Origin of the sequence: Peribacillus sp. TH14 (assembly GCF_016651145.1) — a bacterium.
In the GTDB taxonomy this organism is placed as follows: Bacteria; Bacillota; Bacilli; order Bacillales; family DSM-1321; genus Peribacillus; species Peribacillus butanolivorans.
In genome coordinates this window covers 603408-627046 of sequence record NZ_JAEKEK010000001.1, presented here as the reverse complement: position 1 = coordinate 627046, position 23639 = coordinate 603408, and the positions used below count along the sequence as shown (strand labels likewise).

Below are 23639 nucleotides of genomic sequence, written 5' to 3'. Positions count from 1 at the left end.
TTATTAAGTAAATGGATATTCGCTCTTCATTATTGTAAAGGATAAATAGAAAATGAAGCCACTTTTTTGAAAGTAACTGGCGCCTTATTAAGATAGGAAAGCGCTCATTTATATCTCGTGGAGGGGCCGTTTTGAAGTGATCACTTCGTGTATCGACGTCATTCCAGAAATACGAATTGTCCACTATAAATGTATTTTAGCATTTATTCATATTAAATGTATAATCGAAACAGCATAAAGACTATTATCGAGCCCATGAAAGGAAATTTTATTTCCTTCTATAACCATTCTGAATTATATAAGACGATTTCAAGAATGTGAGATTGTTTTTTATTTTTCAATGTGTAGACGATTTTGGGGAAGGATACAAGGTAATACGTTTCTAACAAAATTATCGTGTATGACAACGTAATTCAAAGGTACACATAGATTTTATTACCTTTTTTGAGACTAAAACCCAAAGTTTTTTTATTTATTAACTAGATATAGGAGTAAAGTTCAATCGTTGTGGTATTAAAGAAAGGGGTCTGTTGTAATTGTAAAATAAAATTGAAGACTGATGGCGAATGAGGTGGAGAAATGAAACCAATGACTAAATGGTTGATGACAGGGATGTGTATGTTCCTGATTCAGCAGCCTGTTCATGCAGAAAGTATGAACGAGACTAGATATGTAGCACTTGAAAGTAAAGAACTACCTGAGAGGGCCCCGCGTTTTGTATTTAATTCGGGTTTGAAGTTTGACTATCCGGATGCTGTGCGCGGAATTTATGTGACTGGACCTGCAGCGGGCGGCAACAAATTCAACGAACTTATTAAATATGTAGATGAAACCGATTTGAATGCGATGGTCATTGATATTAAGGATGACTGGGGAAACGTTACGTATAAGTCAGAAGATCCTGATTCTCCTTATGCTGGGATTGGTAAAGACCATATAAAAGATCCTAAGGAAATGCTGAGGAAAATGGAGGATAAACAGATTTATCCGATTGCCAGGGTAGTTGTGTTCAAAGATACCCTTCTCGCAAAAGAGAAGCCGGAATGGTCATTTTTAGATGAAAAAAAGGTATGGGAAAATGGTCGTGGAGAATCTTTCGTTAACCCATTCATGAAAGAGGTATGGGATTATAATGTTGGAATAGCTATTGAAGCGGCAAAGATGGGATTCAAAGAAATTCAGTTCGACTATGTCCGTTTTCCGGAAGGGTTTGAAAAAAAAGAAGACGAATTGAAATATAATATGGGTGACTATGATGAAGCAAAAATTAGTCATACTGCAAAAAGGGTACAGGCAGTAACGGATTTCGTCAGTTATGCGAAGAAACAACTAGAACCATACGGAGTGGATGTATCAGTGGATATTTTTGGCTATGCCGCTACGTTACCGGAAGCTCCAGGAATTGGCCAAAATTTCACCAAAATATCTGAAAATGTTGATGTTATTTCCTCGATGATATATCCAAGTCATTGGACATCTTATTTCGGTATCGAGAAACCTGATTTGGAGCCTTATGACCTCGTTAAGGAATATGCAAAATTGGAGAATAGGAAGCTGAAAGAACTGGAAGCACCACCGACTTCTAGACCTTGGCTTCAAGATTTTACAGCTTCTTATTTAGGGGCGGGGAATTATCAAAAGTATGGTAAGGAAGAAGTGGAAGCCCAAATTAAAGCTTTAAATGATAATGGAATTGATGAATATTTATTATGGAATGCAGCGAATCGGTATACCAAAGGGGTAGATTATACGCCGTGAAAAATGGATGACCGTTAGGGAATGGCTTTCGGTCATCCAATTTCTGTAGGAATTACCGTTTCTTATTTCCACCAACTTGATTCCATCCTGACTGAATTCGCTTTGATTGATCGAAAATATGAGAGTGACGTTTACCGCCAAACCATTTTTCGCCGATCCCATTCGTCACTACGCCATTCACGGCTGTAATGCCAATTACGCAAACCGCGACCAAAATCAGGTCTGTAAAATAACTAATCATCCTAACCCTCCTAATATTTTCAAGTTATTTAAGTTCTATTGTAGTGGATAAGAAAAATTGTGGAAAGTAAAAAGTAGTAAAAGAGGAGATTAAATTATGAATTGGTATGAAAAGTTAAATCAGTATTTTCCAATTGAAGAAATGAAGTCAAAAGAGCATATAGAAATTCTTTTAACGGATAAGCAGGAAATTTACAAAAAAGATGAAGGTCCTGACCATGTTTTATTATATGTGGAAGGGGATGAGTTTATTTTCATTGATTACCTATTTGTTTCCAAGAAATCAAGGGGGCAGGGGTTAGGAAGAAAACTGATTCAAAAGTTGCAAAAAAGGCAAAAAACAATATTACTTGAAGTTGAGCCTGTGCAAGAACATGATGATGATACATTAAAACGACTACGGTTTTATAAAAGGGAAGGGTTCAAGCATGCTTCTTCTATATCATATAGCAGGAAATCGCTTGCTACCAAGGAGAATACACCGATGGAAATCTTATATTGGCCATCTGATTCATCTATAGAAGACGAAGAGGTATTTAATTTCATGAAAGAGATTTACTCTGAAATTCATACCTATAAGGACAATCACCTTTATGGAAAGTCTTATCAAAATGTAGAGGATGTACTGAGTATAAGTATGGGGCATGAAACGGATATATTTGAAGAGATAAGCATGAATAACTAGAGCCGGTATATTACCGGCTCTACAGTCTTTTTTTGTTTTAAAATTTTGACCGTTGATTTCCACTCCAGGCACTCGCTTTCCGCGGGCGGTCTGGGAGCCTCCTCGGCGCCATTGCGCCTGCGGGGTCTCCCTTGGACGCGCTTTTCCCGCAGCAGTCTCGTACCTTCCGTTCCAATCAACTTTGTTTTAACATTTAGATAGAACTCCTTTTGTCTACAAACTGAGAGCCGGTAAAATTACCGGCTCTTTTCTTATGTATTTTTTGCTGGGCTACCGAATAAGAATTAACTTCTTGAATATTTACAAATCTCACCCCATTCTGATTCTTTTGATTTACCTTTTTTTTATGTTTATGGTTATATGTGCTAAAAGAATGGTTTTTTGAAAGAAAGGAGGATTTTGTTCTTCATTAAAGAAAATATATTAAAATGAACTTGTTTATTGACAAGGAATGGGGGTAAATAAAAGTAACGAACTAATTAAAAAAATATGAGGGTTAAGATGAGAGTTAAATGAGAATGGTAGCTAGGTATTTTCAATTAGAAAAAGTGGATTAAAATGTATTACATAAAAAAATGAATTAGCTATAGTACAGGCTAAACAAGAAGTTTTAAAGGATTTTTTCAATTTTGAAAAAGGGTATTCATTTTAAATAAATTAGTGTATAATTAACATTATGAAATACTTATTTAAAATTATTTCAAATTAGAGTGGTACTTATGAATACTAATAGTAGATTTCCCCTCATAGATCACCGATTCTATATTTAGGGAGTGTGAGTAAACATGGTAACATTATATACATCGCCTAGTTGTACTTCATGCAGAAAAGCAAAAGCATGGTTAGAGGAACACGAAATTGGATATAAAGAGAGAAACATTTTTTCAGAACCGCTCACGATTGATGAGATTAAAGAGATTCTGCGTATGACTGAAGATGGTACGGATGAAATCATCTCAACAAGATCAAAAACTTTCCAAAAATTAAACGTAAATTTGGAGAGCCTGCCTCTTCAAGAATTATATAAATTGATTAAGGAAAATCCAGGACTGTTAAGACGTCCAATTATCCTTGATGAGAAAAGGCTTCAAGTTGGATATAACGAAGATGAGATTAGACGCTTTTTACCACGTAAAGTTCGTACGTTCCAGTTACGAGAAGCACAACGTATGGTCAATTAATAAGGTTTTCAAGCTCTGCCGAGAATTGTGCAGAGCTTTTTCTTTATACATAACTGAATTCCCACTTAAATTTCACCTTTTAATCTGGATTTTAGGAAAATGCACCTTTTTGATATTAGCATTCGATTTGGCTACACTTGGTCACCTTTAAAGATAAAAGGTGAATGTAACTCACGATGTTATGTATATAATAGAGCATTAACTAAAATTAAAGGAAGTTCCGATATAGTTGCATGCGGATGAATTTTTTTATAGAATGTATGGAATATTAGGCAAACAATTGTTTTTTAGAAAAGTAATGTTTTTTATTTCCCTTCTTAAAGGTTTTGTCATAAAATGATGTAAAATAGTCTGTTTTAATGACTAACATGATTTACAGTATTCACTTACGGGTAAAGAGCTTTTAAGAGCAATTTTCGCTTGGGGGTTATTATCCCTTCAAAATGAGAAAGGAAGGGAGAGGGGAATCATGGAAATCGAACGCATTAATGACGATACAGTTAAATTTTATATTTCCTATATAGATATTGAGGAAAGAGGCTTTGATCGCGAAGAGATTTGGTACAGTCGTGAAAGAAGTGAGGAGCTTTTTTGGGAAATGATGGATGAAGTGCATCAAGAAGAGGAATTCATGATTGAAGGACCTTTATGGATTCAAGTTCAAGCTCTTGAAAAAGGCTTGGAAGTTTTGGTCACAAAAGCCCAACTTGCCAAAGATGGTCAGAAACTCGAGCTGCCTCTTTCAGAAGATAAATTAAAGGATTTGAATGTATCAGAGAAGATGGATACACTTCTTGACCAACATTTTCATGATAAGGATGAAGAAAGCGGTATTACCTTTGAAGATGGAATGATTGAATTCATCACAATATTCGAGGATTTCGAAGATGTTATTTCTTTAAGCAAGCGTCATGGCTTGGATAGCTGGACAACGAAACTTTATGTTTATCAAAATAAATATTACCTCTATATCGAATTTTCCGAGGCCGAAATTGACGAGGAAGAAATTGATAATATTTTAAGTCTTTTATTGGAATACAGTCAGGAGTCACCGATAACCGTACACATGCTAGACGAATACGGTAAAATAGTGATAGAAAATGATGTATTCGCAACGGTTGATAAATATTTCGTATAACTAATAACTGTGGAGCCGATTTCAGTAGAAATCGGTTTTTTTCGCCCTAGAATGAATGTTTTTATCTTAGACAGGAAGGTCTTATTAGAGTGTGCCTGTGTTTGTTAATTGGAGGTAGTCTAGGTGAAGAATAAAGTCGGCATTAGTCTGCTTATTCTCTTGTTGGGTAGCACGTGGTATTTTCTATTAAAGGAGATCAATGGAGGGCTCTTCGGTTATTTCAGTCTGATATTGACTCTTTTCTTGGTGATTATTGGATTTATCATCTTCCTCGAAAATCGGGATCCCGCCCATACCATAGCGTGGCTTGTTGTATTTGGTGCTTTCCCAATTATCGGTTTCATGTTTTATTTTTTGTTTGGACGTAATTTCCGGAAAGAACGGATATTTCGTAAGAAATATTTTTTAGATAAGCAAAGTTTCGTAAAAGTAGACAGCGAAGCAGAACTTAATTATCGGAAATTTAAGGAGATGGGGGAGCACCCCCAGAAGTTATTTTCTCTTGCACAAAGGCTTGGGAATAGTCCCATCTCATTTACAACTGAAACTCGAATTTTAACAAATGGAGAGGAAACATTTTCTAATATCATCCAGGAATTAAAAAAAGCCAAACATCATATCCATTTAGAATATTATATTGTTAGGGATGACCATATTGGTGGTGTTCTAAAGGATGTATTGATACAAAAAGTAAGAGAAGGGGTAAAGGTTCGTTTTATATATGATGCGGTTGGCTCTTGGAAGTTAGCCAGATCCTATATTTATGAGCTGAGGAATGTAGGGGTCGAAATTGTTGCCTTTGGCCCGCTGCGTCTCCCTCTATTAAATAATAAATTCAACTTTCGTAACCATCGTAAAATAATTGTGATAGATGGGTCTGTTGGTTTTATGGGGGGACTCAATATAGGTGATGAATATTTGGGACGTAATCCGAATTTTGGATTTTGGCGTGATACGCATCTTATGGTGAAGGGAGAAGCAGTAAGGTCGTTACAGCTCATTTTTTTACAGGACTGGTATTACAGTACCGACCATAGCTTTTTATCTGATGAATATCTCCAAACCAGCCTGCCGCTTCATCATGAACATGGTGGTGTACAAATGATTGCAGGTGGTCCGGATAGTGAGTGGACAATCATTAAGAGCATTTTTTTTAAGATGATTACATCTGCAGAAAAGTCTGTATGGATTGCATCTCCTTACTTCGTTCCTGATGACGATATTTTTCAGGCATTAAAGGTTGCTGCTTTGAGTGGTTTGGATGTCAGGCTGCTCGTTCCGAAGAATCCTGATAAGCGTATTGTATTCCATGCTTCCAGAACGTACTTTCCAGAAATGCTTGCGGCTGGAGTCCGGATTTTTCAATATAATGAAGGGTTCATGCATAGTAAAATTGTCATCGTTGATCATCAACTGGCTTCAATTGGGACAACCAATATGGATATGAGGAGTTTTCACTTGAATTTTGAGGTCAATGCCTTTCTCTACCGGACGGAAAGTACACAACACCTGGTGAATGACTTTTTGGAAGATATAAAGGTTTCACAAGAAGTGAATCTAGATGAATTCACCAAACGGAATATGGGGTTAAAAATACTGGAGTCCACTTGCAGATTACTTTCACCACTTCTTTAAGTGCTTGCACCTTTTAATGCCAATCAGGCATTTTTTTTTTGCTTAAATTTAAAAGGAATCCTATGTGATAATAGCGAATGGATATAAATTAAAGAGGTGACGTATGATAACTGCGATAAAAAAGGATGGGACTTGGATTACCCTTCCTGAAAAAATGACAGCAAATTTGCTTGCTGAATTGAGAATGTCAACAGATTATTACTGTCCGTGCTGCAAAGCAGAAATGACAATCAAGGCTGGAATGATTAAAATCCCCCATTTTGCCCACAAAAATAATTCTTCGTGCCGCGCTTCGTCGGAACCGGAATCCGCTTATCATTTAATGGGGAAAAGAAAATTGTTTCATTGGTTTTTATCACACCACTATCAAGCTGATCTAGAAGCCTACCTTCCTGAAATAAGGAAAAGGGCAGATATCTTAGTAGCGATAGGAGGTATACGCTATGCAGTAGAGTTCCAATGTTCCGTTATTTCCGAGACTGAATTCATAGAACGAACAAACGCCTATCAAAGTGTCGGTATCAAACCAATTTGGATCCTAGCAGCTAAACACTTGAAAAGAAGGAATCTGCATGAATTCAGTTTATCAGGCTTTCATTGGTTGTTTGTTACTGGCAGCTACAATCACCCGTTTCTTTGGATGTATTGTCCAGAAACTAACCAATTATCAGCTTTAAAAAACCTCACCCCTTTTTCCCCTAGAAACGTGTTTGCCGAATTAACTACTGCTTCATTAGTGATACTTCCACCTAGTCAGATATCGCCTCGAAACTGCTTCAGCTTTCCTTTTCTACCTGCTTGGAGAAGTAAACGAAAAAACTGGTGCCTTAACCGTGTGAAAACTGCACGGAGAAGTGATTCATTTTTCCAGGGACTCTATTCACATCATATTTCGCCTGCGACGATTCCTATTGAAATAGGGGTGCCGGTTAGAGGAATGCTTTTGATCGAAACACCGCCGATTGAATGGCAAGCTTGGCTTTACATGGATGTGTTTCAAAAGAAAAGGCCTGGGGAAAAGATTATTATGAATGATGTTATCTATTTTTTTAAGAAGCGGGCAAAAAACGGGGGAATAAAGTTCAGATCATTGCCCTTGCTTAAGGAAATAGACATAGAGTATCCTGTTAGGCAATATATTCAGCTTTTAGAGCAAATGGGTTTAATATCAGAGTTGGAAGAAGGGGTTTTTAAAATTGTAAATCATTTCTCCCTTCCTTCGACTAGTGATGAAAGTCAAGTGATGGAAAGAATTTTTTATAATGAGCATAAGTTGATGATAGAAAAGGGGAATATCCATAATAATGAGTGATACCAGCGCGATTTACCTTGAATTCAGATGAAAGGGCAGGATTATTTTTGTTAATGGAGAAATAGTAAGAAGAAGGATTTTTATACTTTAAGAAAGCGTGATTGTTGTATATAGTAAATACAACGTTCAATCCGGTTTAAGGAAAGGGTTAGCTAACTGGAAAGTTTTCTATAGAATGGAGAGGAAATTATTATGACACAAGAAACAAAAGTAAATACATTGCCCTCAAGAAGTGAAATTGCAGCTGAAGATACTTGGAGGTTGGAAGATATCTTCGCGACTGAAGAAGACTGGGAAGCTGCCTTCAAAGCTGTAAAAGAAGACCTTAAGAAAGCGGATGCGCACAAAGGAACATTAGGTGAAAGCGCTGAAAAGTTATTTAGAGCCCTGCAATTCCAAGATGAAGTATTTGAGAAGCTAGGGAAAGTTTATTCTTATTCACATATGCGCAATGATCAAGATACAACCAATCCTTTTTATCAAGGAATGGAAGACCGTGCAAAAGCTTTATACGCCCAGGCAGCAGCGGCATTTTCTTATATGGTTCCTGAACTATTGAGTATTGACGAAAGCAAAGTGGCTGGATTTTTAGAAGAAAAAGAAGAATTGAATTTATATAAACATTCATTGGAGGAAATTAGTCTTCAGAGGCCTCATATCTTGTCTGCTGAGCAGGAAGCTTTATTGGCACAAGCATCAGAAGTACTCGATGCATCAGGTAATACTTTCGGCATGCTTAACAATGCAGATTTGAAATTCCCGACCATCAAGGATGAAGAGGGGAATGAAGTGGAAATAACTCACGGAAGGTACATTCGTTTCCTTGAAAGTGAAGATCGTCGTGTACGTGAGGATGCATTTAAAGGGGTATATAGTAAGTATGGAGAGTTTCGCAATACATTTGCTTCAACCTTGTCAGGTGAAGTGAAGAATCATAATTTCAATGCGACAGTTCGAAAATATGATTCGGCACGCCATGCGGCTTTAAGTAACAATAACATTCCGGAGACCGTATACGATAATCTCGTTAAAACGGTCAATGACAATTTGCCGTTACTGCACCGTTATCTTGAATTACGTAAAAAAGTATTAGAATTAGATGAACTTCATATGTATGATTTATTCACTCCGCTTGTAAAAGAAGTGAAAATGGAAGTGACATATGAGGAAGCGAAAGATTATGTCCTTAAAGGCCTTGCTCCACTTGGGGAAGACTATTTAAATGTTTTAAAAGAAGGATTTGAAAATCGTTGGGTTGATGTGCATGAGAACAAAGGGAAACGAAGCGGTGCCTATTCCTCTGGTACATACGGGACGAATCCTTATATTTTAATGAACTGGCAGAATAACGTGAATAACTTATTCACTCTCGTTCATGAGTTTGGGCATTCGGTCCATAGCTTTTATACACGTAAATATCAGCCATACCCATACGGAAATTACTCTATTTTTGTAGCAGAAGTTGCATCGACATGTAACGAAAATCTATTGAATGATTATTTATTAAATACAATCGAGGATGAAAAGAAACGCATCTATTTATTAAATCATTATTTAGAAGGCTTCCGTGGTACGCTGTTCCGTCAAACGATGTTTGCTGAGTTTGAACATACAATTCATTTGAAAGCTCAAAATGGAGAGGCATTAACAGCAGATATGCTGACGAAGGAATATTATGAACTAAACAAGAAATACTTTGGAGAGAATGTAGCCATTGATGAGGAAATCGGTCTGGAATGGGCTCGAATTCCACATTTCTACTATAATTACTACGTTTATCAATATGCGACTGGTATAAGTGCAGCTACAGCCTTAAGCAAGCAAATTCTAGAAGAAGGAGAACCAGCTGTCAAAAGGTATTTGGAGTTCTTAAAATCAGGAAGCTCCGATTATCCAATTGAGGTTCTCAAAAAGGCTGGCGTCGATATGACAAAAGCAGAGCCAGTGCAAGAAGCCATGAATGTATTTGAAGAAAAATTAAATGAGTTGGAAGAACTTTTGGCTAAATAAGAATCGGAAAAAGGACCCGCAAAGATGCGGGTCCTTTTCAGCTTACGTTATAATCCTCTAAAACGATTTCTTTGATTTAAACTGTGAAGAATAATGAAAAAAACAAAAAATAAAATAGGGGAGGTGAAATACAGAGGAATGAGATTCATGATACCGAGTAGCTGGACGAACAGCGACCCTATTAAGAGAATTAGTAAAATAGTGCCTTTCAATTTGGCCACCTCCAACCTGATAGAAGTAGAAAATCTGAAGCCTCCTTATAAGATTTTATGTTTTAGAATAGGCAGTATTCTAAGAATATGACAATAATGTGAAATGACGCACAAAGTGCTTGCGTTAGATAAGTATTATCTGATATAGTACAGATATAGAAGTTATCACATCCAAACATATACCCCTTTGTTTGATCGTCGTGAAATTTCTCCCATCCCCTTTGTTCGTATAAATAGATGAAAACTCGGCAAATTTCGCGATTTGCCGGGTTTTTTTTCATTAGAAAATATATAATTCATACTTTCAGTGATAAATATAGTGAAAAATGCAGGTATTTAAGGGAATTCACTTCTGTAAATTGGTTTTGAGCTCTGTGAATACGTTTGCAAAAAATATTATGTTTTATTAATAAAAAAATATACAAATAAATAAAAAATAAGAAGAAGGGTGGTGTGAATATATTGTGAAATTTTTCACAATATATTCACACCACCTTTAATTATAAAATGAATTTTTAACACTTATTTTGAAAAAGGCTCCAAATCAAGGGTTTATTGATTATATTAATAAGGAACTGCAAATACAGAAAAAATATTTTATGTACAAATTGTGAAATGTTACACAATGTAGTTGAAATATAGGTGAGTTATCTGTTATATTATTTATTGTGAAGTGAATCACAAACAAACTTATACCCCTTTGTTTGATCGTGAAAAGTTTCTCCCATCCCCTTATTTCTTATAAAAAAACCATGCAAAGAATGATTTGCATGGTTTTTCCCTTTTTATAATTAAATAAGAAGCAGTCATTCTAATGACTGCTTCTCTGTATATCTCCAAAATGTACCGTATTTAGCTGGGATTTTTTCAGCAACTTGTTTTAAAACAAGTTTCTTCATTTCTAACTCGACGTTATTTTTATTCATATTGTAAACCGTTTCGATTTCTTTAGTAGCAACTAGTTTAAAACAACTTAAAAATTCTTCGAGCGATGGCGGTTCAGCAGGGGCAGGAAGACCATTCAGCATGTCTTCCAAAATTTGAACATATACCTCGTAAGAATAGACACCCGAAACTTTTATTCCTTCTTCTTCAATATTTTGATTAAAAAAGACAAGGGAGGGTATTTCTGTTACTTCCATTTCACTTGTGATTTTTAAGTCACATTGAAAGCCCTTTGCTGCACTGGAAGAATTGATATCATGTAGAAATTCCTCAACATCTAATCCTACGGTTTTGGCGCAATCGGTCAGGACTTCTATATTAGAGATATCCCTTTTTCCAATGAATACATGCTCTTGAAGCTGTCTTAAAAAGCGAATCGCTAATTTTCTGCCCTGTAATTCGGCTGCTTTAATGGCAATGGAAGCTGAATATGGAGAAGAGATTGGGTTTTCTAACCAAAGGCTTCCGTCACAGGACATTCCCGAGCGGCTGGCAGTCTTTTCCCAAACTTGAGCAAGGTTTTCGTAATTTTTATTTTTCCCCATATTAAGAGAATCGATTTTACCGCTTAAAACATGGCGTAAGCTGAATAATTGGCCATATTCTATCTGTAATTTTCTTATAATTGGTTCTAAGCCCCAGCACTCGGGACAAAGTGGATCAACAAAAACATAAATTTCAATTGGCTTTTTTCCTATATCATAACAATGCTGTGTCTTTATCCAATCGGAAATATTGAAAACTGGTTTATGTGCGCTCAACTGTCTTCTCCTTTCCCGTCCATACCGGATGTATTGATCATATGTTGTGCCGTCAAATAGAGGCGGTGATAGAAAAACTCCCGTATTTCACCCTCAAGGCCTACTTCGTCCATAGCTTGATACATGCAGGAAAGCCATGCTTTCGCACGTTCTGGTGTTATTTCAAAAGGTATATGTCGAGCCCGCAACATAGGATGACCGTGTTCTTCAGTATATAAAGAGGGTCCACCTAAATATTGAGTCATAAATTGTTTTTGTTTACGGACCGTTTCTGTTAAGTCGTCAGGGAAAATCGGCTGCAAATCCGGGTGTTGACTAACGTTGGAGTAAAACACATCAATTAACTTGTGTAATTGCCCTTCTCCAATTAATTCATATGGTGTAGGGTTCCCTTGCATCATGCTGATTACTCCTTTTAAAAGAAAGATGGTTGATATTTATTCATATTTTAACAATGACGTACTCATAAAACAATTATATAGCTTGAAGAAAGTTTTACATCTGTATTATGACAAGGGAAAATAAATAAAAAAAACCGCTTTTTTGGCGGTTTTTAAATCTGTGTGAGGTGTAAATATAGCTATATCTTTCCACTAAAAAAAGCCGACCCAATTTAAATTAAGGGCCAGCTTTTTTTAGCTGGAGAATGTGGTGAAAACTTTTTGAACATAGTTTTGTGTTTCTTTAAAAGGTGGAATGCCGTTATATTTATCTACATTACCTGGTCCGGCATTATAAGCAGCAAGGGCAACTTGGATATCTCCGTTATAACGAGTTAGCATTTGGCTCAAATATTTACTCCCACCCATAATGTTTTGTTCTGGATCTGTGATATCATCCACACCTAGGCTACGGGCAGTTGCGGGCATTAACTGCATAAGGCCTGCAGCACCTGCATAGCTAGTAGCTTTAGGATTAAAGTTCGATTCTTGTTTAATAACTGATTTAATTAGTTTTTCTGGGAGATTATATAAAGTGGCCGCCTGGCTGATAATGTCATCATAATTTGTAACAGTTTCGCTAGCTTTATGGCTAGTATTGGCGGTTTTTAACGGATTTATAGATGTCAGGTTGGTGGATTGAAGAATGGATTTTGCTTCAGTTTCCACATTAGACAGCAAGGATCCCAATGACTGCGATGTACCTTTTAAAGTATCACTCGAAACCAGTTCCGACAGCATGTCCTGGAAAATGGATTGAGATGAATTAGCATTTGTGATGTCGCCAGTTGTAAATTTCTGGATGGACAGCAGTTCAATAAATGTCTTGAAATCTTGGATTTTCAAACGCTCCACCTCCGAATTTGGGTTTTGTTAGGATTAGTCCTGGAATTTGGCCATATAAAACCTCTTAACTTTATTTTCGGTTTTTCTTACCGGAATTTGAAGGGTTTCTAGGAGAGTAAGGAAAATCTTTTTTCCAGTTTCAGCATCTGTTACTTCGTATTCAAGCTCAAAGTCTTCCTGATTTACATACGAACTGTGGTCTAAAACAAGAATCCCTCCTTGGTATGGAAATTCAAAACGGTCTGTCTGTAGGGTCCCAAAGCAAGTAAACTCATTAGGATTGAGCCCGCTTTCGAGAATTAGATGCTTGATTGGCCCTTCAGGAAAAGTATTATGGTTTAGAAATAAATAAGCGGTTTCCTTAGTTATATCTTGATTCGTTTCTAATAGTCCTTCTGTTGCCGGTTGTTTTAAAGTTAGCTCGTATCGTTCATTTTTTTCCCTGATTCGAAGTGCAGAGTTTTGATTTTTTAAATTGAATTTCAAAGTATCAAAATAATGATTTTGCTGAGATTTAAAGTTCGAGGTGCAGATTTGAAAATAATCAATTAGTTGACTAAACTCCTTTTCATTTAAAAGGTTTTTAAATTCAATTTCAATATGCTGGCTCATGTGTTTCCTTCCTTTCTGCCTGTTATCTTAGATTAATCATATAAGAACCATTCCTGCTGTCAAATTGAATACAATAATTTTTAGTTATTGTACTTGAATATTTAGGAATCAATTGCCGGATATGATAAAATATAAACGTTAAGCATGATGAAGTGGATTACAGTATATAGAGAAATTATACATATTATTATTTCTGGACGATTTTAAAAGATCCATGTGTAAAGGCAGTTAGCTATAGAGCTGCCGGATTAGAGAGAAGAATCGAAGCGTCCTGCCCATACCAGAGTTGAACAGGCGCTTTTTCGATAGATATAGGTGGTGTGGCAATGGAGAGTTGGGACGATTTCTTGGCGCCTTATAAACAGGCTGTTGAAGAATTGAAGGTTAAGTTAAAGGGATTAAGGAAACAGTTTGAAAGAGAGAATATTCACTCGCCTATCGAATTTGTAACAGGCAGAGTAAAGCCGATTGTCAGCATTTTGGATAAGGCGAGTCAGAAGGATATTCCTATTGATAAATTAGGCACTGAAATACAAGATATCGCAGGCCTTCGGATGATGTGTCAGTTCGTGGATGATATCGAACAGGTTGTAGAGCTTTTACGCGGTCGCAATGACTTCGAAATAGTCGAAGAGAGGAATTATATTTCTCATAAAAAAGCAAGCGGCTACCGTTCTTATCATGTTGTCATACGCTATCCGGTTCAGACAATTCATGGCGAGAAAAATATTCTTGCTGAGATTCAGATTAGAACTTTAGCGATGAATTTTTGGGCGACGATTGAACACTCGTTAAATTATAAATATAAAGGTATTTTTCCCGAAGCTATTCAAATACGGTTGAAACGAGCGACAGAAGCGACGATTTCTGCTGGATGCAGAAATGTCGCAAATACGTACGGAAATTCAAGAAGCACAGCGTCTTTTTTCAAGAAAAAAAGATTCTTAAAAACGATAATAGTGAAATAAGAAGAAATCTAAAATAGTAAGGTGGGATTATATGAAATTTGCGATTACGTCAAAAGGAGATGCGAAATCTAATACTTTAATGCAAAGGATGAGAACGTATCTTCAGGACTTTCATTTGGAATATGACGAAGATCAGCCGGATATTGTAATTTCGGTCGGTGGTGATGGTACATTGTTATATGCTTTTCATCGTTATAAGAACCGCTTAGATAAGACAGCCTTCGTTGGAGTACATACAGGTCATCTTGGGTTTTATGCAGATTGGACCCCGGATGAAATTGAAAAATTGGTGATAGCATTAGCAAAAACACCATTTCAAATTGTTGAATATCCGCTACTTGAAACGATTGTCCGATATCAGCATGGAGGACGTGAAGCAAGATTTTTGGCATTAAATGAATCTACAGTCAAAAGTGTTGAAGGAACCCTTGTCATGGATGTGGAAATACGTGGCCAGCACTTTGAGACGTTCCGTGGTGATGGTTTATGTATTGCGACACCGTCAGGAAGCACAGCTTATAATAAAGCGCTTGGGGGAGCGATTGTCCATCCTTCGATTGATGCAATCCAGATTACCGAATTGGCATCCATTAATAACCGGGTGTTTAGGACGGTCGGATCACCACTTCTGCTGCCGGCTCATCATACATGTATGTTCCGGCCCGTCAATGCCGTCAATTTTCAAATCACGATTGATCATTTAACCCTGCTTCAGGAAGATGTAAAATCGATTCAATGCCGTGTTGCTGATGAAAAGATTCGTTTCGCTAGATTCCGCCCATTTCCATTCTGGAAAAGAGTTCATGATTCATTTATTGCTAACTAAGGAGCTCAGATCACTACATGTCAAATCAAAACTTTTCTTTAACTTGGTCGGTTTCTGAAGAGGATTCTGGCTCTTTACTGCGGGAATTTCTCAGCAAATACGATATCTCAAAACGAGCATTAACGGATATTAAGTTTAAAGGTGGTTTAATCAAGGTGAACGGCTTAGAAGTGACAGTGAGGGAGCGGATTAATACTGGTGACAGCGTCACAGTCATATTTCCTCCGGAACAGGCAAGTGAGGGCCTTCTGCCGGAACCCATCCCACTTCTTGTCAGGTACGAAGATGAATTTGTATTGGTAGTTGTCAAGCCTCCTTCTATGAACACCATTCCATCTCGTGAGCATCCCAATGGCAGTCTTGCGAATGGGTTGGCAGGGTATTATAAGAAGATGGGAATCCATGCAACGATTCATATTGTTACAAGACTTGACCGTGATACATCGGGTTTGGTTTTAATTGCCAAACATCGACATATCCATCATCTTTTAAGTGAGCAACAAAAATCTGGACAAGTTAAACGGCGATACCAAGCAATTGCTGAAGGACTTGTTAACGGACCAAAAGGAATGATAGAGGCGCCAATCGGACGGAAATCGACCAGCATTATTGAAAGGGAAGTTCGGGAGGATGGTCGCTATGCCTGTACTCTTTTTGAGGTATTAGCCCAAACTGAAACCTATACATTTCTTAATTTGGAGCTCCTAACTGGGAGGACACACCAAATCAGGGTGCATATGGCTCATATTGGACACCCGCTTGCTGGGGATGATTTATATGGAGGACACAGGGAAATGATCGCCCGTCAGGCCCTGCATTGTTTCGAATTAAAATTTCTTCATCCTTTTACCAAGAAGGTGATGTTGTTTCAAGAAAAATTACCGCAGGATATGATACATTTGCTTGATGGGAATTAATGGTTGAGAGGTCATTGCATTTGTAATGAAGGTAAAACGTCAAAAATAAGAATATAATTTAAATCTGTCGTCACAAAAGAACTCACCAAAATGGCGAGTTTTTTTTGGTTAATCAAAAGAAGTCCTGAACTTCTCTGCTATATAAGGCATTGTTGAAGGCACATCTTGAAGATCCATTTCAGGATAACGGACAGCAGTTAGTTTTCCACCGAAGACACACCCGGTATCAATGTTGTATGTATGATTGACTTGTCTTGCCTCCGGAACCGGTGTATGCCCATACACAATCCAGGCTTTCTCTTTGTAGTACTGGGCCCAGTCCTTTCTGACCGGCGAGCCGTCTGGATGCTTGGTGCCATTGATATCTCCGTAAAGGACAAAAGTTTTTACTTTACTTCCATATTGACCGATATAATCGGCCCGAATACCAGCATGCGCAATAATTAAACGGCCCTCATCGATGAGTTGATAGAGTGGGGATCGTTCATACAAATCGATGAATTTTTTTCGGATTTTCTTCTGCTCCCGAACGTTTAAGGATTGATATTCAGCTACTGTAGTCTCTAAACCATGAGATACTTGCACTTTATTGCCTGAAAAATAACGATACAGTTTATTGCAATGATTACCTGGAGCATATAGCGCAATATTTTGGTTAATGACTAATTCATAGACCACTTCAATTACACGGAGAGAATTTGGGCCGCGATCGGTTAAATCCCCTACAAAGCCAAGAATTCTTCCCGAGGGATGGACAGGTATGCCGCTTTCCCAGGTATATCCCATTTTTTCTGTCAGCTGCCTAAATTCGGTGAAACATCCATGGATGTCCCCAATGATATCAATGTTCATTTGTCACACCCTTTGTTTGTTTTGTATATGTTTATGGTATTAGTATAGTATTATTTAAAAAAATAAAATATAAACGAGGAAATTAAAAAATAAGTTTATTGGAGGTGTTTAGTTATGGAAGAGTTGAGGGAACTGGAAAGAAATCAAATGAATAATGAACTATTGCTTGACGCACTTAAAACAGAAAACCTAGATCAGTTCCGCACGGAGTTCCTAGAAATGCATCCATACGATCAGGCTCAATTTTATACAAGCTTGTCGGATGAATTTAGGTCAGTTGTGTACAAATATTTATCTCCGGAAGAAATGGCTGGTCTATTTGAAAACATTGAAATAGATGAAGACGATTACGAAAGCCTCCTCGCTGAAATGAATCCTTCTTACGTAGCTGATATGCTATCCCATATGTATGCGGATGATGCTGCAGACGTGTTGAATGAGATAAATGATGAGCAGGCCGTTAGCTACTTGACGATCATGGATGATGAAGCAGCTAGTGAAATCCAGGAGCTTCTAAACTATGAGGAATCTACAGCAGGAAGCATAATGACGACAGAGTTCATTGCTATTGAGGCGAACGAAACGGCTCGCTCAGCGATGCAGATTTTGAAACGGGAAGCACCGCAAGCAGAAACGATTTATTATGTATTTGTTACAGACCAAGATAAGAAACTGCTTGGTGTGTTATCGCTCCGGACCTTGATTATCGCTGATGAAGAGGCTTTAATTAGTGATTTAATGGATGACAGGGTAGTATCCGTTCCTGTAACAGAAGATCAAGAAGAGGTGGCCCGTAAAATAAGGGATTATAATTTCCTCGCTGTACCGGTCGTAGATTTTCAAAACCATTTGTTAGGGATCATTACAGTTGATGATATCATCGATGTCATGGACGAAGAAGCATCCGATGATTATTCTAAATTAGCGGGTATATCAGATCTTGACCACGTCGATAAGAGTCCATTTTCAGCTGCAAAAAAACGGCTGCCATGGCTGGTCATTCTCTTGTTTTTAGGTTTGTTGACTGCGAGTCTGATTGGTCGATTTGAAGAGACACTAAGCCAAAAAGCCATTCTTGCTGTTTTTATTCCATTGATTGGTGGCATGGCTGGAAATACAGGAACACAAGCACTGGCAGTAGCGGTTAGAGGAATTGCAACAGGGGAATTAGAACAGGAAAGCAAGTGGAAACTGGTCCTTCGAGAGGCTGGAACTGGCCTTATTATTGGTCTAACATGCGGAATTGCCATCATTTTTATCGTCTTTTTTTGGCAAGATGATTTTATGCTTGGATTATTAGTCGGTATTTCGATTTTCATTACTCTAATCGTTGCCACACTTGCAGGTTCACTTGTCCCGCTCCTCATGCATAAAATGAAGATTGATCCAGCGGTAGCTTCCGGTCCTTTCATTACAACCATCAACGACCTTATTAGTATACTGATTTACTTCGGATTGGCAACATTATTCATGGGGTATTTACTGTAAGCGAAAAGGTTAACCACTCGCTAACAGGATTTCAAAATGTTTAATGCAAGCAGTAGATTAGAAAACGGTGTTTTTCTCACCATAAATTTGTTATACTGTCATTAGTAGCAGGTACTAATAACTTGTATCAAAATAGGAGGTCACATACGATGACTTTTTCATTAGAGGGAAAAACGTTTGTCATAATGGGTGTTGCCAATAAAAGAAGTATTGCTTGGGGAGTGGCCCGTTCCTTACACAAAGCAGGTGCCAAGTTGATATTTACTTATGGGAAAGAACGTACAGAAAAGAGCGTCAGGGAGCTATCTTCCACTTTGGAAGGTGAGCCTGCAATCATATTGCAATGTGATGTAACAAAGGACGAAAGCATTGAAAAATGTTTTGCGACGATCAAGGAAGAAGCAGGTATCATTCATGGTGTAGCACACAGTATCGCATTTGCAAATAAGGAAGAGCTGGACGGTGATTTTGTTAACACGAGCCGTGAGGGTTTCTTGCTTGCTCATAATATTAGTTCGTTCTCTTTAACAGCTGTAGCTAAAGCAGCGAAAGAAATTATGACAGAAGGCGGCAGTATTGTCACAATGACGTACCTTGGCGGTGAACGAGTTATGCCAAACTATAATGTAATGGGAGTGGCTAAGGCGTCACTTGAAGCCAATGTACGTTACTTGTCGAGTGACCTTGGTAAGGATAACATTCGTGTGAATGCAATTTCTGCTGGTCCAATACGTACATTATCTGCAAAAGGAGTACGTGATTTTAATACAATCTTGAAGAAGATTGAAGAAGAAGCACCGCTCCGTCGTACGACGACACCTGAAGAAGTGGGAGATACGGCTGTGTTTTTACTCAGTGACATGTCCCGCGGGATTACTGGTGAAAATATTCATGTGGATTCCGGTTACCATATAATCGGATGATAGAAGGGGACCAATCAAGGTCCCCTTTTTATTGATTTTCAATTCCTTTATCCTTCTGTCCATCAAAGATTGGTGTTAATCTTTGTTTTCCGGTATCTTGAATTTCTACATCAATCTGGATAGACCTGAGTGTGTCTTCTTCTAATGGAATTCTCCCTTTGATTTCAATTTTCTTCCAAGCTTTATTATCCTTGCGGTAGAGTGTTTCAGAAAGCCTGAGGAGGTCGATCTCCCTTTTTTGTGTATATTGATACGTTTTATTTATTTCCTTTTTGATAGAGCGCATTATTTCTTTTTCATATTGTTTACGTGTTATATCCATTATCATCATTTCAACACTAGCTTTAAGTTTCATTTTTACATCAAAACGAACTGTTCCATTTTTCTCTACAACAGGAATTATTTTAGTCTTTTTATCGTAAATAACAACAAATGCGTCATTTTTAGTTTCTGGGAAAATGGTTAAGTTGTCCCGAACGAAATCTTTATTGAACCATCTTCCTCCATTCATCACCTTCTTAGGTAGAATTGTTTTTATTTTATTTTCTGAAATGATAGCTACCCTTTCTATTAATAAATCCTGCTTCTTTTCATTCTGACCGGTCCATTGCTCTGTGATTTTTAGTTGTGGAATCGCCACTTGATGAGCAGGTTCATCAAGTTCAATAATGAGTTCTCTTAAATTAATAGGTGGGATAAAAGAGCTTTGCTTATAGTTACCATCTGGATCGCTTAATTTTGAAAAGGCCATGGAAACATTTTCGATAGGAGAAATGAGCATTGCATCTTTAAGTGGGTCTTTAGCCATAAAAAAGTAAATCCGGTAGCGTGTTTCGCGGTAGCGGTCCAAAAAATCAGCAATATACTTGAGGCCGCCTACTTTCATGGCTTCTTCCGAAAAAATTACAAAAGAGAGATGACCCCAATAAATACGGCGATCGGTCGTATGATACAAATTAAATATGGCTTCGTCCAATGTGTTTCCGGTAGCGCGCCCAACATCTGCTTGGCTAAGTGAACTGAGGTCTCCTCTTGCTTCCGATCTTGCTAACCCTTTCACGTTGATAATTTGAAGGTAAACAATGACCTTCCCGTCTTTGTAATCGATTCCTAAACCGTTTGCATAAACGAGACGTTCAGGTTCATTTGAATCCCAGCAGCCTGAAAGTATAGAAACGCACAACAGTAGGAGGAGTGTATTTTTCATTTTTTTCATTTTTGTCCATCATCGCCTTTCCTCGTAGGATCTTTTGAAGAAAAGATAGATGGGCGTTTTTTATCCAAAGAGGGAGGTATCTGAAAAAGAGTTTTTACAATATTGGACAAGCTTAAGTTGGCGGTCACTTCCATGTAAGGAACACCTAATATTCGGATATTACATACATACACACATAGAAATAGAGCTACCAGCATAAATGCAAAAAGTCCTAAAAAAGAAGCAGAAATAATAGCTAGGAGCCTTATTAAGCTGATGACGCCATTGATGGATTGATTGACCAATGTGTAAGTAGCGACCGCTGAACCAGCAATGACTACGAGCATGGCGGGACTTGTCAAACCGGAACGAATTGCTGCATCTCCAATGATTAAAGCACCCAATACACTTAATGTTGGCCCGACTGAAGTAGGTAATCGCATGCCTGCTTCTTTGAATATTTCAAACACGATGACCATGGTAATCGCTTCCAATGAAGTGGGAAGTGGCAATCCCCTTCTTGATTCGACTACAGTAGCAAGCAGAATCAGTGGAATTTGGTCTTGATGAAAGGTGGTTAAAGCAACCCAAAATCCTGGCAAAAGCGCAGCGACAAAAATGCCAAATAATCGAAGAGCTCTTTCAAAGGAAGCATAGATAGACGTGTATTCATGATCTTCCGATGTTTTTAACACAATAAATAGGTTGATGGGTGTGATCATTGTGTAGGCAACGCCATCAATTAGAATTAATAGTCGGCCTTTTAAAAGGCATTGCACTGCAAAATCAGGCTTACCAGAATAGTCATGCCTTGGAAAGAGAAAAGAGGGCTGCTCTTCAATTAACTCCATAAATTGATTGCCCCCATATATCCCATCTATATCAATTGCTTCAATCCTTTTAGCTACAGTTTGAACCATTTCAGAGTCAGAGATATCATCCATATATAACAGGGCAACTTTAGTCAATGTTCGCCTGCCCACTTCGAAGTATTTTACACTTAAGGAATTTGTTCGCATTCGCTTTCGAATTAAAGCGACATTAATGGATAAATCTTCAATGAAATTATCCCTCGGCCCTTTTATCGTTACTTCTGTAGTTGTTTCCTCAGGACTACGCTGGGGTCGATTTGCAATGTTTACAGAAACCAAATAGTCGTATCCTTCAAAGTGAATCAATAATTTCCCAGAATAGATATCTGCGAACAACTCTTCCTTTGTGTTTATATCAGCAAGTTGAGGAAGATAAAGAGAGTCCTTTATGTCATTAATAGTTAATGTTCCTTTTGGATGTTTGCGGAAAAATAAAGTTAGCCTTTCAAATACAAGATTATTTAACAATTCAGTATCGACAAGCCCTTCACATCCAATTAATGTGACTTTTATCGGAGACTCATCACGATATAAACTGCTTTGGAAAAATACGTCTCCTGAACTATGAAAAATTTCTTTTAAATCGTATTCGTCTTTTATTACGAGCTTCTCTGATTTTTCAATTTTACTATTCGGTTTGGATGGTTGCTTTTTCATTTTTTTGAACACCGGATGAGGACCTCCTTTTTCTACGATTACTGAAGAAAACAAAAATACTTAAAAGTATGGAAACCGCTAAAAAGAACCAGAATGTAATCGGCATAATAAATGTTTTAATAATGTCATATAAAATGACATCACTGAAGCTAAATGAATTGGAAACGATAAGAATAGCTGAATAGATAATGAGCAATTTCGTTTTGTTTCGCTTGTTTTTTATAGATAGCACTTCAAGTGATAAAAACAGGAAAAAGGATACCCTTATGAAGGCACCAGTTAACCATTGGTAAATCGACAAGAAGTCAAGATGCTCAATGAATCTTCCCAAGGTGACTAATCCCCATTGCTCAAAGGCAGGGTACTTTTGTCTTGAAGCTTCGATTGGACCGAATTCAGTAATGGAGCCAATAAGGGGCCCAAGGATAAGCCAGGTAAGGATAAAGGTATTTATAACAAATACTTTAAATTTTATTTTCCCATGAACTTTTTGTTGCAAACAGAGAAACACGATCAATTCAATAAGCCCAGACAAAGGATAAATAATACCTGCAAAAACAGGAGACCAGCCATGTTCAAGAATTGGTTGCAAAAGTGAATAATTTTTAAATTGAATATTTGTGATTGCTACAAAAAAACCTAACAAGATTACCGCCGATAATACGAACGTATTGACAATAGCAATCGTTTGTATGTTTGTTGAGGCAAGGAAAAGGCATAAACCTGTAAATAGGATTATTTCAAAAATCGGTGGAGTTACGGGCAAGTAGGATACCTTTGTCCAAACAACCATCTCTTTCAATGAAACCGCAGCTAATGAAGTGAAAAAGAGACTCACAGTAATGGATAAAATCCTGCCTGGTACCTTCCCAATATTTTTTTCCACCCATACAAATATATTTGCCTGACCTGTGGCTTTATGGATATAGAATAAGAGCAGACACCAAATCAATATCAGGCCAAAAGCAAATAGAACAGAAATCCAGGCATCCCTTTTGGCAGCCGGTAACAAATGAGGAAGAATCGTTACATGGTTTTTCAGTCCGATCGCAGTCATTACGATTAAAGATAGTTGTACGATTGAAATTTTACCATTTTTAACCATCTGTAATATACTCCTTTAATAACCATTATTTTTTTAGGTTACTCCATTAACCCCCAGCTTA

The 23639-nt window shown here is 37.5% G+C and carries 20 protein-coding genes and 1 pseudogene; 12 read left to right on the top strand and 9 right to left on the bottom strand.

Annotated elements, in window-relative coordinates:
• Positions 1–618 precede the first annotated feature (618 nt).
• Positions 619–1758 (top strand): putative glycoside hydrolase, encoded by a 1140-nt coding sequence (locus JFU50_RS03185; protein WP_242486178.1) that lies wholly within the window; start codon positions 619–621, stop codon positions 1756–1758.
• A gap of 52 nt (positions 1759–1810) precedes the next feature.
• Here JFU50_RS03185 and JFU50_RS03180 read toward each other — a convergent pair whose 3' ends face one another.
• Complete coding sequence (locus tag JFU50_RS03180; RefSeq protein WP_053344998.1) at positions 1811–1999, bottom strand: hypothetical protein; 189 nt, start codon at positions 1997–1999, stop codon at positions 1811–1813.
• Between the two features lie 96 nt (positions 2000–2095).
• Between JFU50_RS03180 and JFU50_RS03175 the strand changes: the two genes are divergently transcribed.
• The 6 genes from JFU50_RS03175 (at position 2096) to pepF (ending at position 9959) form a co-directional block, all read left to right on the top strand.
• On the top strand, positions 2096–2683 hold the full coding sequence (locus tag JFU50_RS03175; RefSeq protein WP_201221664.1) for a GNAT family N-acetyltransferase: 588 nt from the start codon (positions 2096–2098) through the stop codon (positions 2681–2683).
• Between the two features lie 785 nt (positions 2684–3468).
• Positions 3469–3864 carry a transcriptional regulator SpxA gene (gene spxA / locus JFU50_RS03170; RefSeq protein ID WP_034314502.1) on the top strand — a complete coding sequence of 132 codons (396 nt, stop codon included), beginning with the start codon at positions 3469–3471 and terminating at the stop codon, positions 3862–3864.
• 469 nt (positions 3865–4333) lie between these two features.
• Entirely contained in the window at positions 4334–5002 is a 669-nt protein-coding gene (mecA, locus tag JFU50_RS03165; RefSeq protein WP_053345000.1) for an adaptor protein MecA, read from the top strand.
• 123 nt (positions 5003–5125) lie between these two features.
• Positions 5126–6637, top strand: a complete 1512-nt coding sequence (cls, locus tag JFU50_RS03160; RefSeq protein ID WP_201221663.1) for a cardiolipin synthase — start codon at positions 5126–5128, stop codon at positions 6635–6637.
• Between the two features lie 103 nt (positions 6638–6740).
• A complete protein-coding gene (locus JFU50_RS03155; protein WP_201221662.1) occupies positions 6741–7949 on the top strand; it encodes a competence protein CoiA in 1209 nt (402 codons plus the stop codon).
• Between the two features lie 192 nt (positions 7950–8141).
• Positions 8142–9959, top strand: coding sequence for an oligoendopeptidase F (pepF, locus tag JFU50_RS03150; protein ID WP_056528213.1), 1818 nt, complete (start codon positions 8142–8144; stop codon positions 9957–9959).
• Positions 9960–10977: 1018 nt separating this feature from the next.
• On the opposite strand, the gene JFU50_RS03145 is transcribed toward pepF, so the two are convergent.
• From JFU50_RS03145 to JFU50_RS03130, 4 genes are all read right to left on the bottom strand, one after another.
• Positions 10978–11877, bottom strand: coding sequence for a ClpXP adapter SpxH family protein (locus JFU50_RS03145; protein ID WP_082527662.1), 900 nt, complete (start codon positions 11875–11877; stop codon positions 10978–10980).
• Positions 11874–12278, bottom strand: coding sequence for a globin domain-containing protein (locus JFU50_RS03140; protein ID WP_053345004.1), 405 nt, complete (start codon positions 12276–12278; stop codon positions 11874–11876). The genes JFU50_RS03145 and JFU50_RS03140 overlap by 4 nt, the downstream gene beginning before the upstream one ends.
• Before the next feature lie 234 nt (positions 12279–12512).
• The gene (locus JFU50_RS03135) at positions 12513–13172 is read right to left on the bottom strand and encodes a lytic transglycosylase domain-containing protein (protein ID WP_342366267.1); all 660 of its coding nucleotides are present in this window, start codon (positions 13170–13172) and stop codon (positions 12513–12515) included.
• 24 nt (positions 13173–13196) lie between these two features.
• Positions 13197–13775, bottom strand: a complete 579-nt coding sequence (locus tag JFU50_RS03130; RefSeq protein WP_201181814.1) for a CYTH domain-containing protein — start codon at positions 13773–13775, stop codon at positions 13197–13199.
• A 326-nt stretch (positions 13776–14101) separates the two neighbouring features.
• On the opposite strand from JFU50_RS03130, the pseudogene JFU50_RS03125 reads away from it, so the two are divergent.
• The 3 genes and pseudogenes from JFU50_RS03125 (at position 14102) to JFU50_RS03115 (ending at position 16486) form a co-directional block, all read left to right on the top strand.
• Positions 14102–14723 (top strand): annotated as a pseudogene (locus JFU50_RS03125) (GTP pyrophosphokinase).
• Between the two features lie 51 nt (positions 14724–14774).
• Positions 14775–15569 (top strand): NAD kinase, encoded by a 795-nt coding sequence (locus JFU50_RS03120; protein WP_053345008.1) that lies wholly within the window; start codon positions 14775–14777, stop codon positions 15567–15569.
• Between the two features lie 17 nt (positions 15570–15586).
• Positions 15587–16486 (top strand): RluA family pseudouridine synthase, encoded by a 900-nt coding sequence (locus JFU50_RS03115; RefSeq protein ID WP_201221661.1) that lies wholly within the window; start codon positions 15587–15589, stop codon positions 16484–16486.
• A gap of 108 nt (positions 16487–16594) precedes the next feature.
• Here the strand turns inward: JFU50_RS03115 and prpE are convergent, their stop codons facing one another.
• Positions 16595–17338, bottom strand: a complete 744-nt coding sequence (gene prpE / locus JFU50_RS03110) for a bis(5'-nucleosyl)-tetraphosphatase PrpE (protein WP_201181809.1) — start codon at positions 17336–17338, stop codon at positions 16595–16597.
• A 114-nt stretch (positions 17339–17452) separates the two neighbouring features.
• Here prpE and mgtE point away from each other — a divergent pair, with 114 nt between their 5' ends.
• Together mgtE and fabI are read left to right on the top strand one after the other, a co-directional pair.
• Complete coding sequence (mgtE, locus tag JFU50_RS03105) at positions 17453–18826, top strand: magnesium transporter (RefSeq protein WP_201181808.1); 1374 nt, start codon at positions 17453–17455, stop codon at positions 18824–18826.
• Positions 18827–18975: 149 nt separating this feature from the next.
• Positions 18976–19749 carry an enoyl-ACP reductase FabI gene (gene fabI, locus JFU50_RS03100; RefSeq protein ID WP_056528230.1) on the top strand — a complete coding sequence of 258 codons (774 nt, stop codon included), beginning with the start codon at positions 18976–18978 and terminating at the stop codon, positions 19747–19749.
• A gap of 28 nt (positions 19750–19777) precedes the next feature.
• On the opposite strand, the gene JFU50_RS03095 is transcribed toward fabI, so the two are convergent.
• From JFU50_RS03095 to JFU50_RS03085, 3 genes are read right to left on the bottom strand one after another with little or no spacing between them, the layout of a single operon-like run.
• Positions 19778–20965: a Ger(x)C family spore germination protein gene (locus JFU50_RS03095; RefSeq protein WP_201221660.1), complete on the bottom strand. Its 1188-nt coding sequence runs from the start codon at positions 20963–20965 to the stop codon at positions 19778–19780.
• On the bottom strand, positions 20962–22485 hold the full coding sequence (locus JFU50_RS03090; RefSeq protein ID WP_342366266.1) for a spore germination protein: 1524 nt from the start codon (positions 22483–22485) through the stop codon (positions 20962–20964). Before JFU50_RS03090 ends, JFU50_RS03095 begins: the two co-directional genes overlap by 4 nt.
• A complete protein-coding gene (locus JFU50_RS03085) occupies positions 22445–23578 on the bottom strand; it encodes a GerAB/ArcD/ProY family transporter (RefSeq protein ID WP_201221659.1) in 1134 nt (377 codons plus the stop codon). The genes JFU50_RS03090 and JFU50_RS03085 overlap by 41 nt, the downstream gene beginning before the upstream one ends.
• Between the last annotated feature and the right edge of the window lie 61 nt (positions 23579–23639).

What these genes read in the sequence shown, in the direction of transcription:
- JFU50_RS03185 (WP_242486178.1), top strand. Translation starts at nt 619, where the DNA reads ATGTTCCTGATTCAGCAGCCTGTTCATGCAGAAAGTATGAACGAGACT.
- JFU50_RS03180 (WP_053344998.1), bottom strand. Translation starts at nt 1,999, where the DNA reads ATGATTAGTTATTTTACAGACCTGATTTTGGTCGCGGTTTGCGTAATT.
- JFU50_RS03175 (WP_201221664.1), top strand. Translation starts at nt 2,096, where the DNA reads ATGAATTGGTATGAAAAGTTAAATCAGTATTTTCCAATTGAAGAAATG.
- spxA (WP_034314502.1), top strand. Translation starts at nt 3,469, where the DNA reads ATGGTAACATTATATACATCGCCTAGTTGTACTTCATGCAGAAAAGCA.
- mecA (WP_053345000.1), top strand. Translation starts at nt 4,334, where the DNA reads ATGGAAATCGAACGCATTAATGACGATACAGTTAAATTTTATATTTCC.
- JFU50_RS03155 (WP_201221662.1), top strand. Translation starts at nt 6,741, where the DNA reads ATGATAACTGCGATAAAAAAGGATGGGACTTGGATTACCCTTCCTGAA.
- pepF (WP_056528213.1), top strand. Translation starts at nt 8,142, where the DNA reads ATGACACAAGAAACAAAAGTAAATACATTGCCCTCAAGAAGTGAAATT.
- JFU50_RS03140 (WP_053345004.1), bottom strand. Translation starts at nt 12,278, where the DNA reads ATGATGCAAGGGAACCCTACACCATATGAATTAATTGGAGAAGGGCAA.
- JFU50_RS03130 (WP_201181814.1), bottom strand. Translation starts at nt 13,775, where the DNA reads ATGAGCCAGCATATTGAAATTGAATTTAAAAACCTTTTAAATGAAAAG.
- JFU50_RS03120 (WP_053345008.1), top strand. Translation starts at nt 14,775, where the DNA reads ATGAAATTTGCGATTACGTCAAAAGGAGATGCGAAATCTAATACTTTA.
- JFU50_RS03115 (WP_201221661.1), top strand. Translation starts at nt 15,587, where the DNA reads ATGTCAAATCAAAACTTTTCTTTAACTTGGTCGGTTTCTGAAGAGGAT.
- prpE (WP_201181809.1), bottom strand. Translation starts at nt 17,338, where the DNA reads ATGAACATTGATATCATTGGGGACATCCATGGATGTTTCACCGAATTT.
- mgtE (WP_201181808.1), top strand. Translation starts at nt 17,453, where the DNA reads ATGGAAGAGTTGAGGGAACTGGAAAGAAATCAAATGAATAATGAACTA.
- fabI (WP_056528230.1), top strand. Translation starts at nt 18,976, where the DNA reads ATGACTTTTTCATTAGAGGGAAAAACGTTTGTCATAATGGGTGTTGCC.
- JFU50_RS03095 (WP_201221660.1), bottom strand. Translation starts at nt 20,965, where the DNA reads ATGAAAAAAATGAAAAATACACTCCTCCTACTGTTGTGCGTTTCTATA.
- JFU50_RS03085 (WP_201221659.1), bottom strand. Translation starts at nt 23,578, where the DNA reads ATGGTTAAAAATGGTAAAATTTCAATCGTACAACTATCTTTAATCGTA.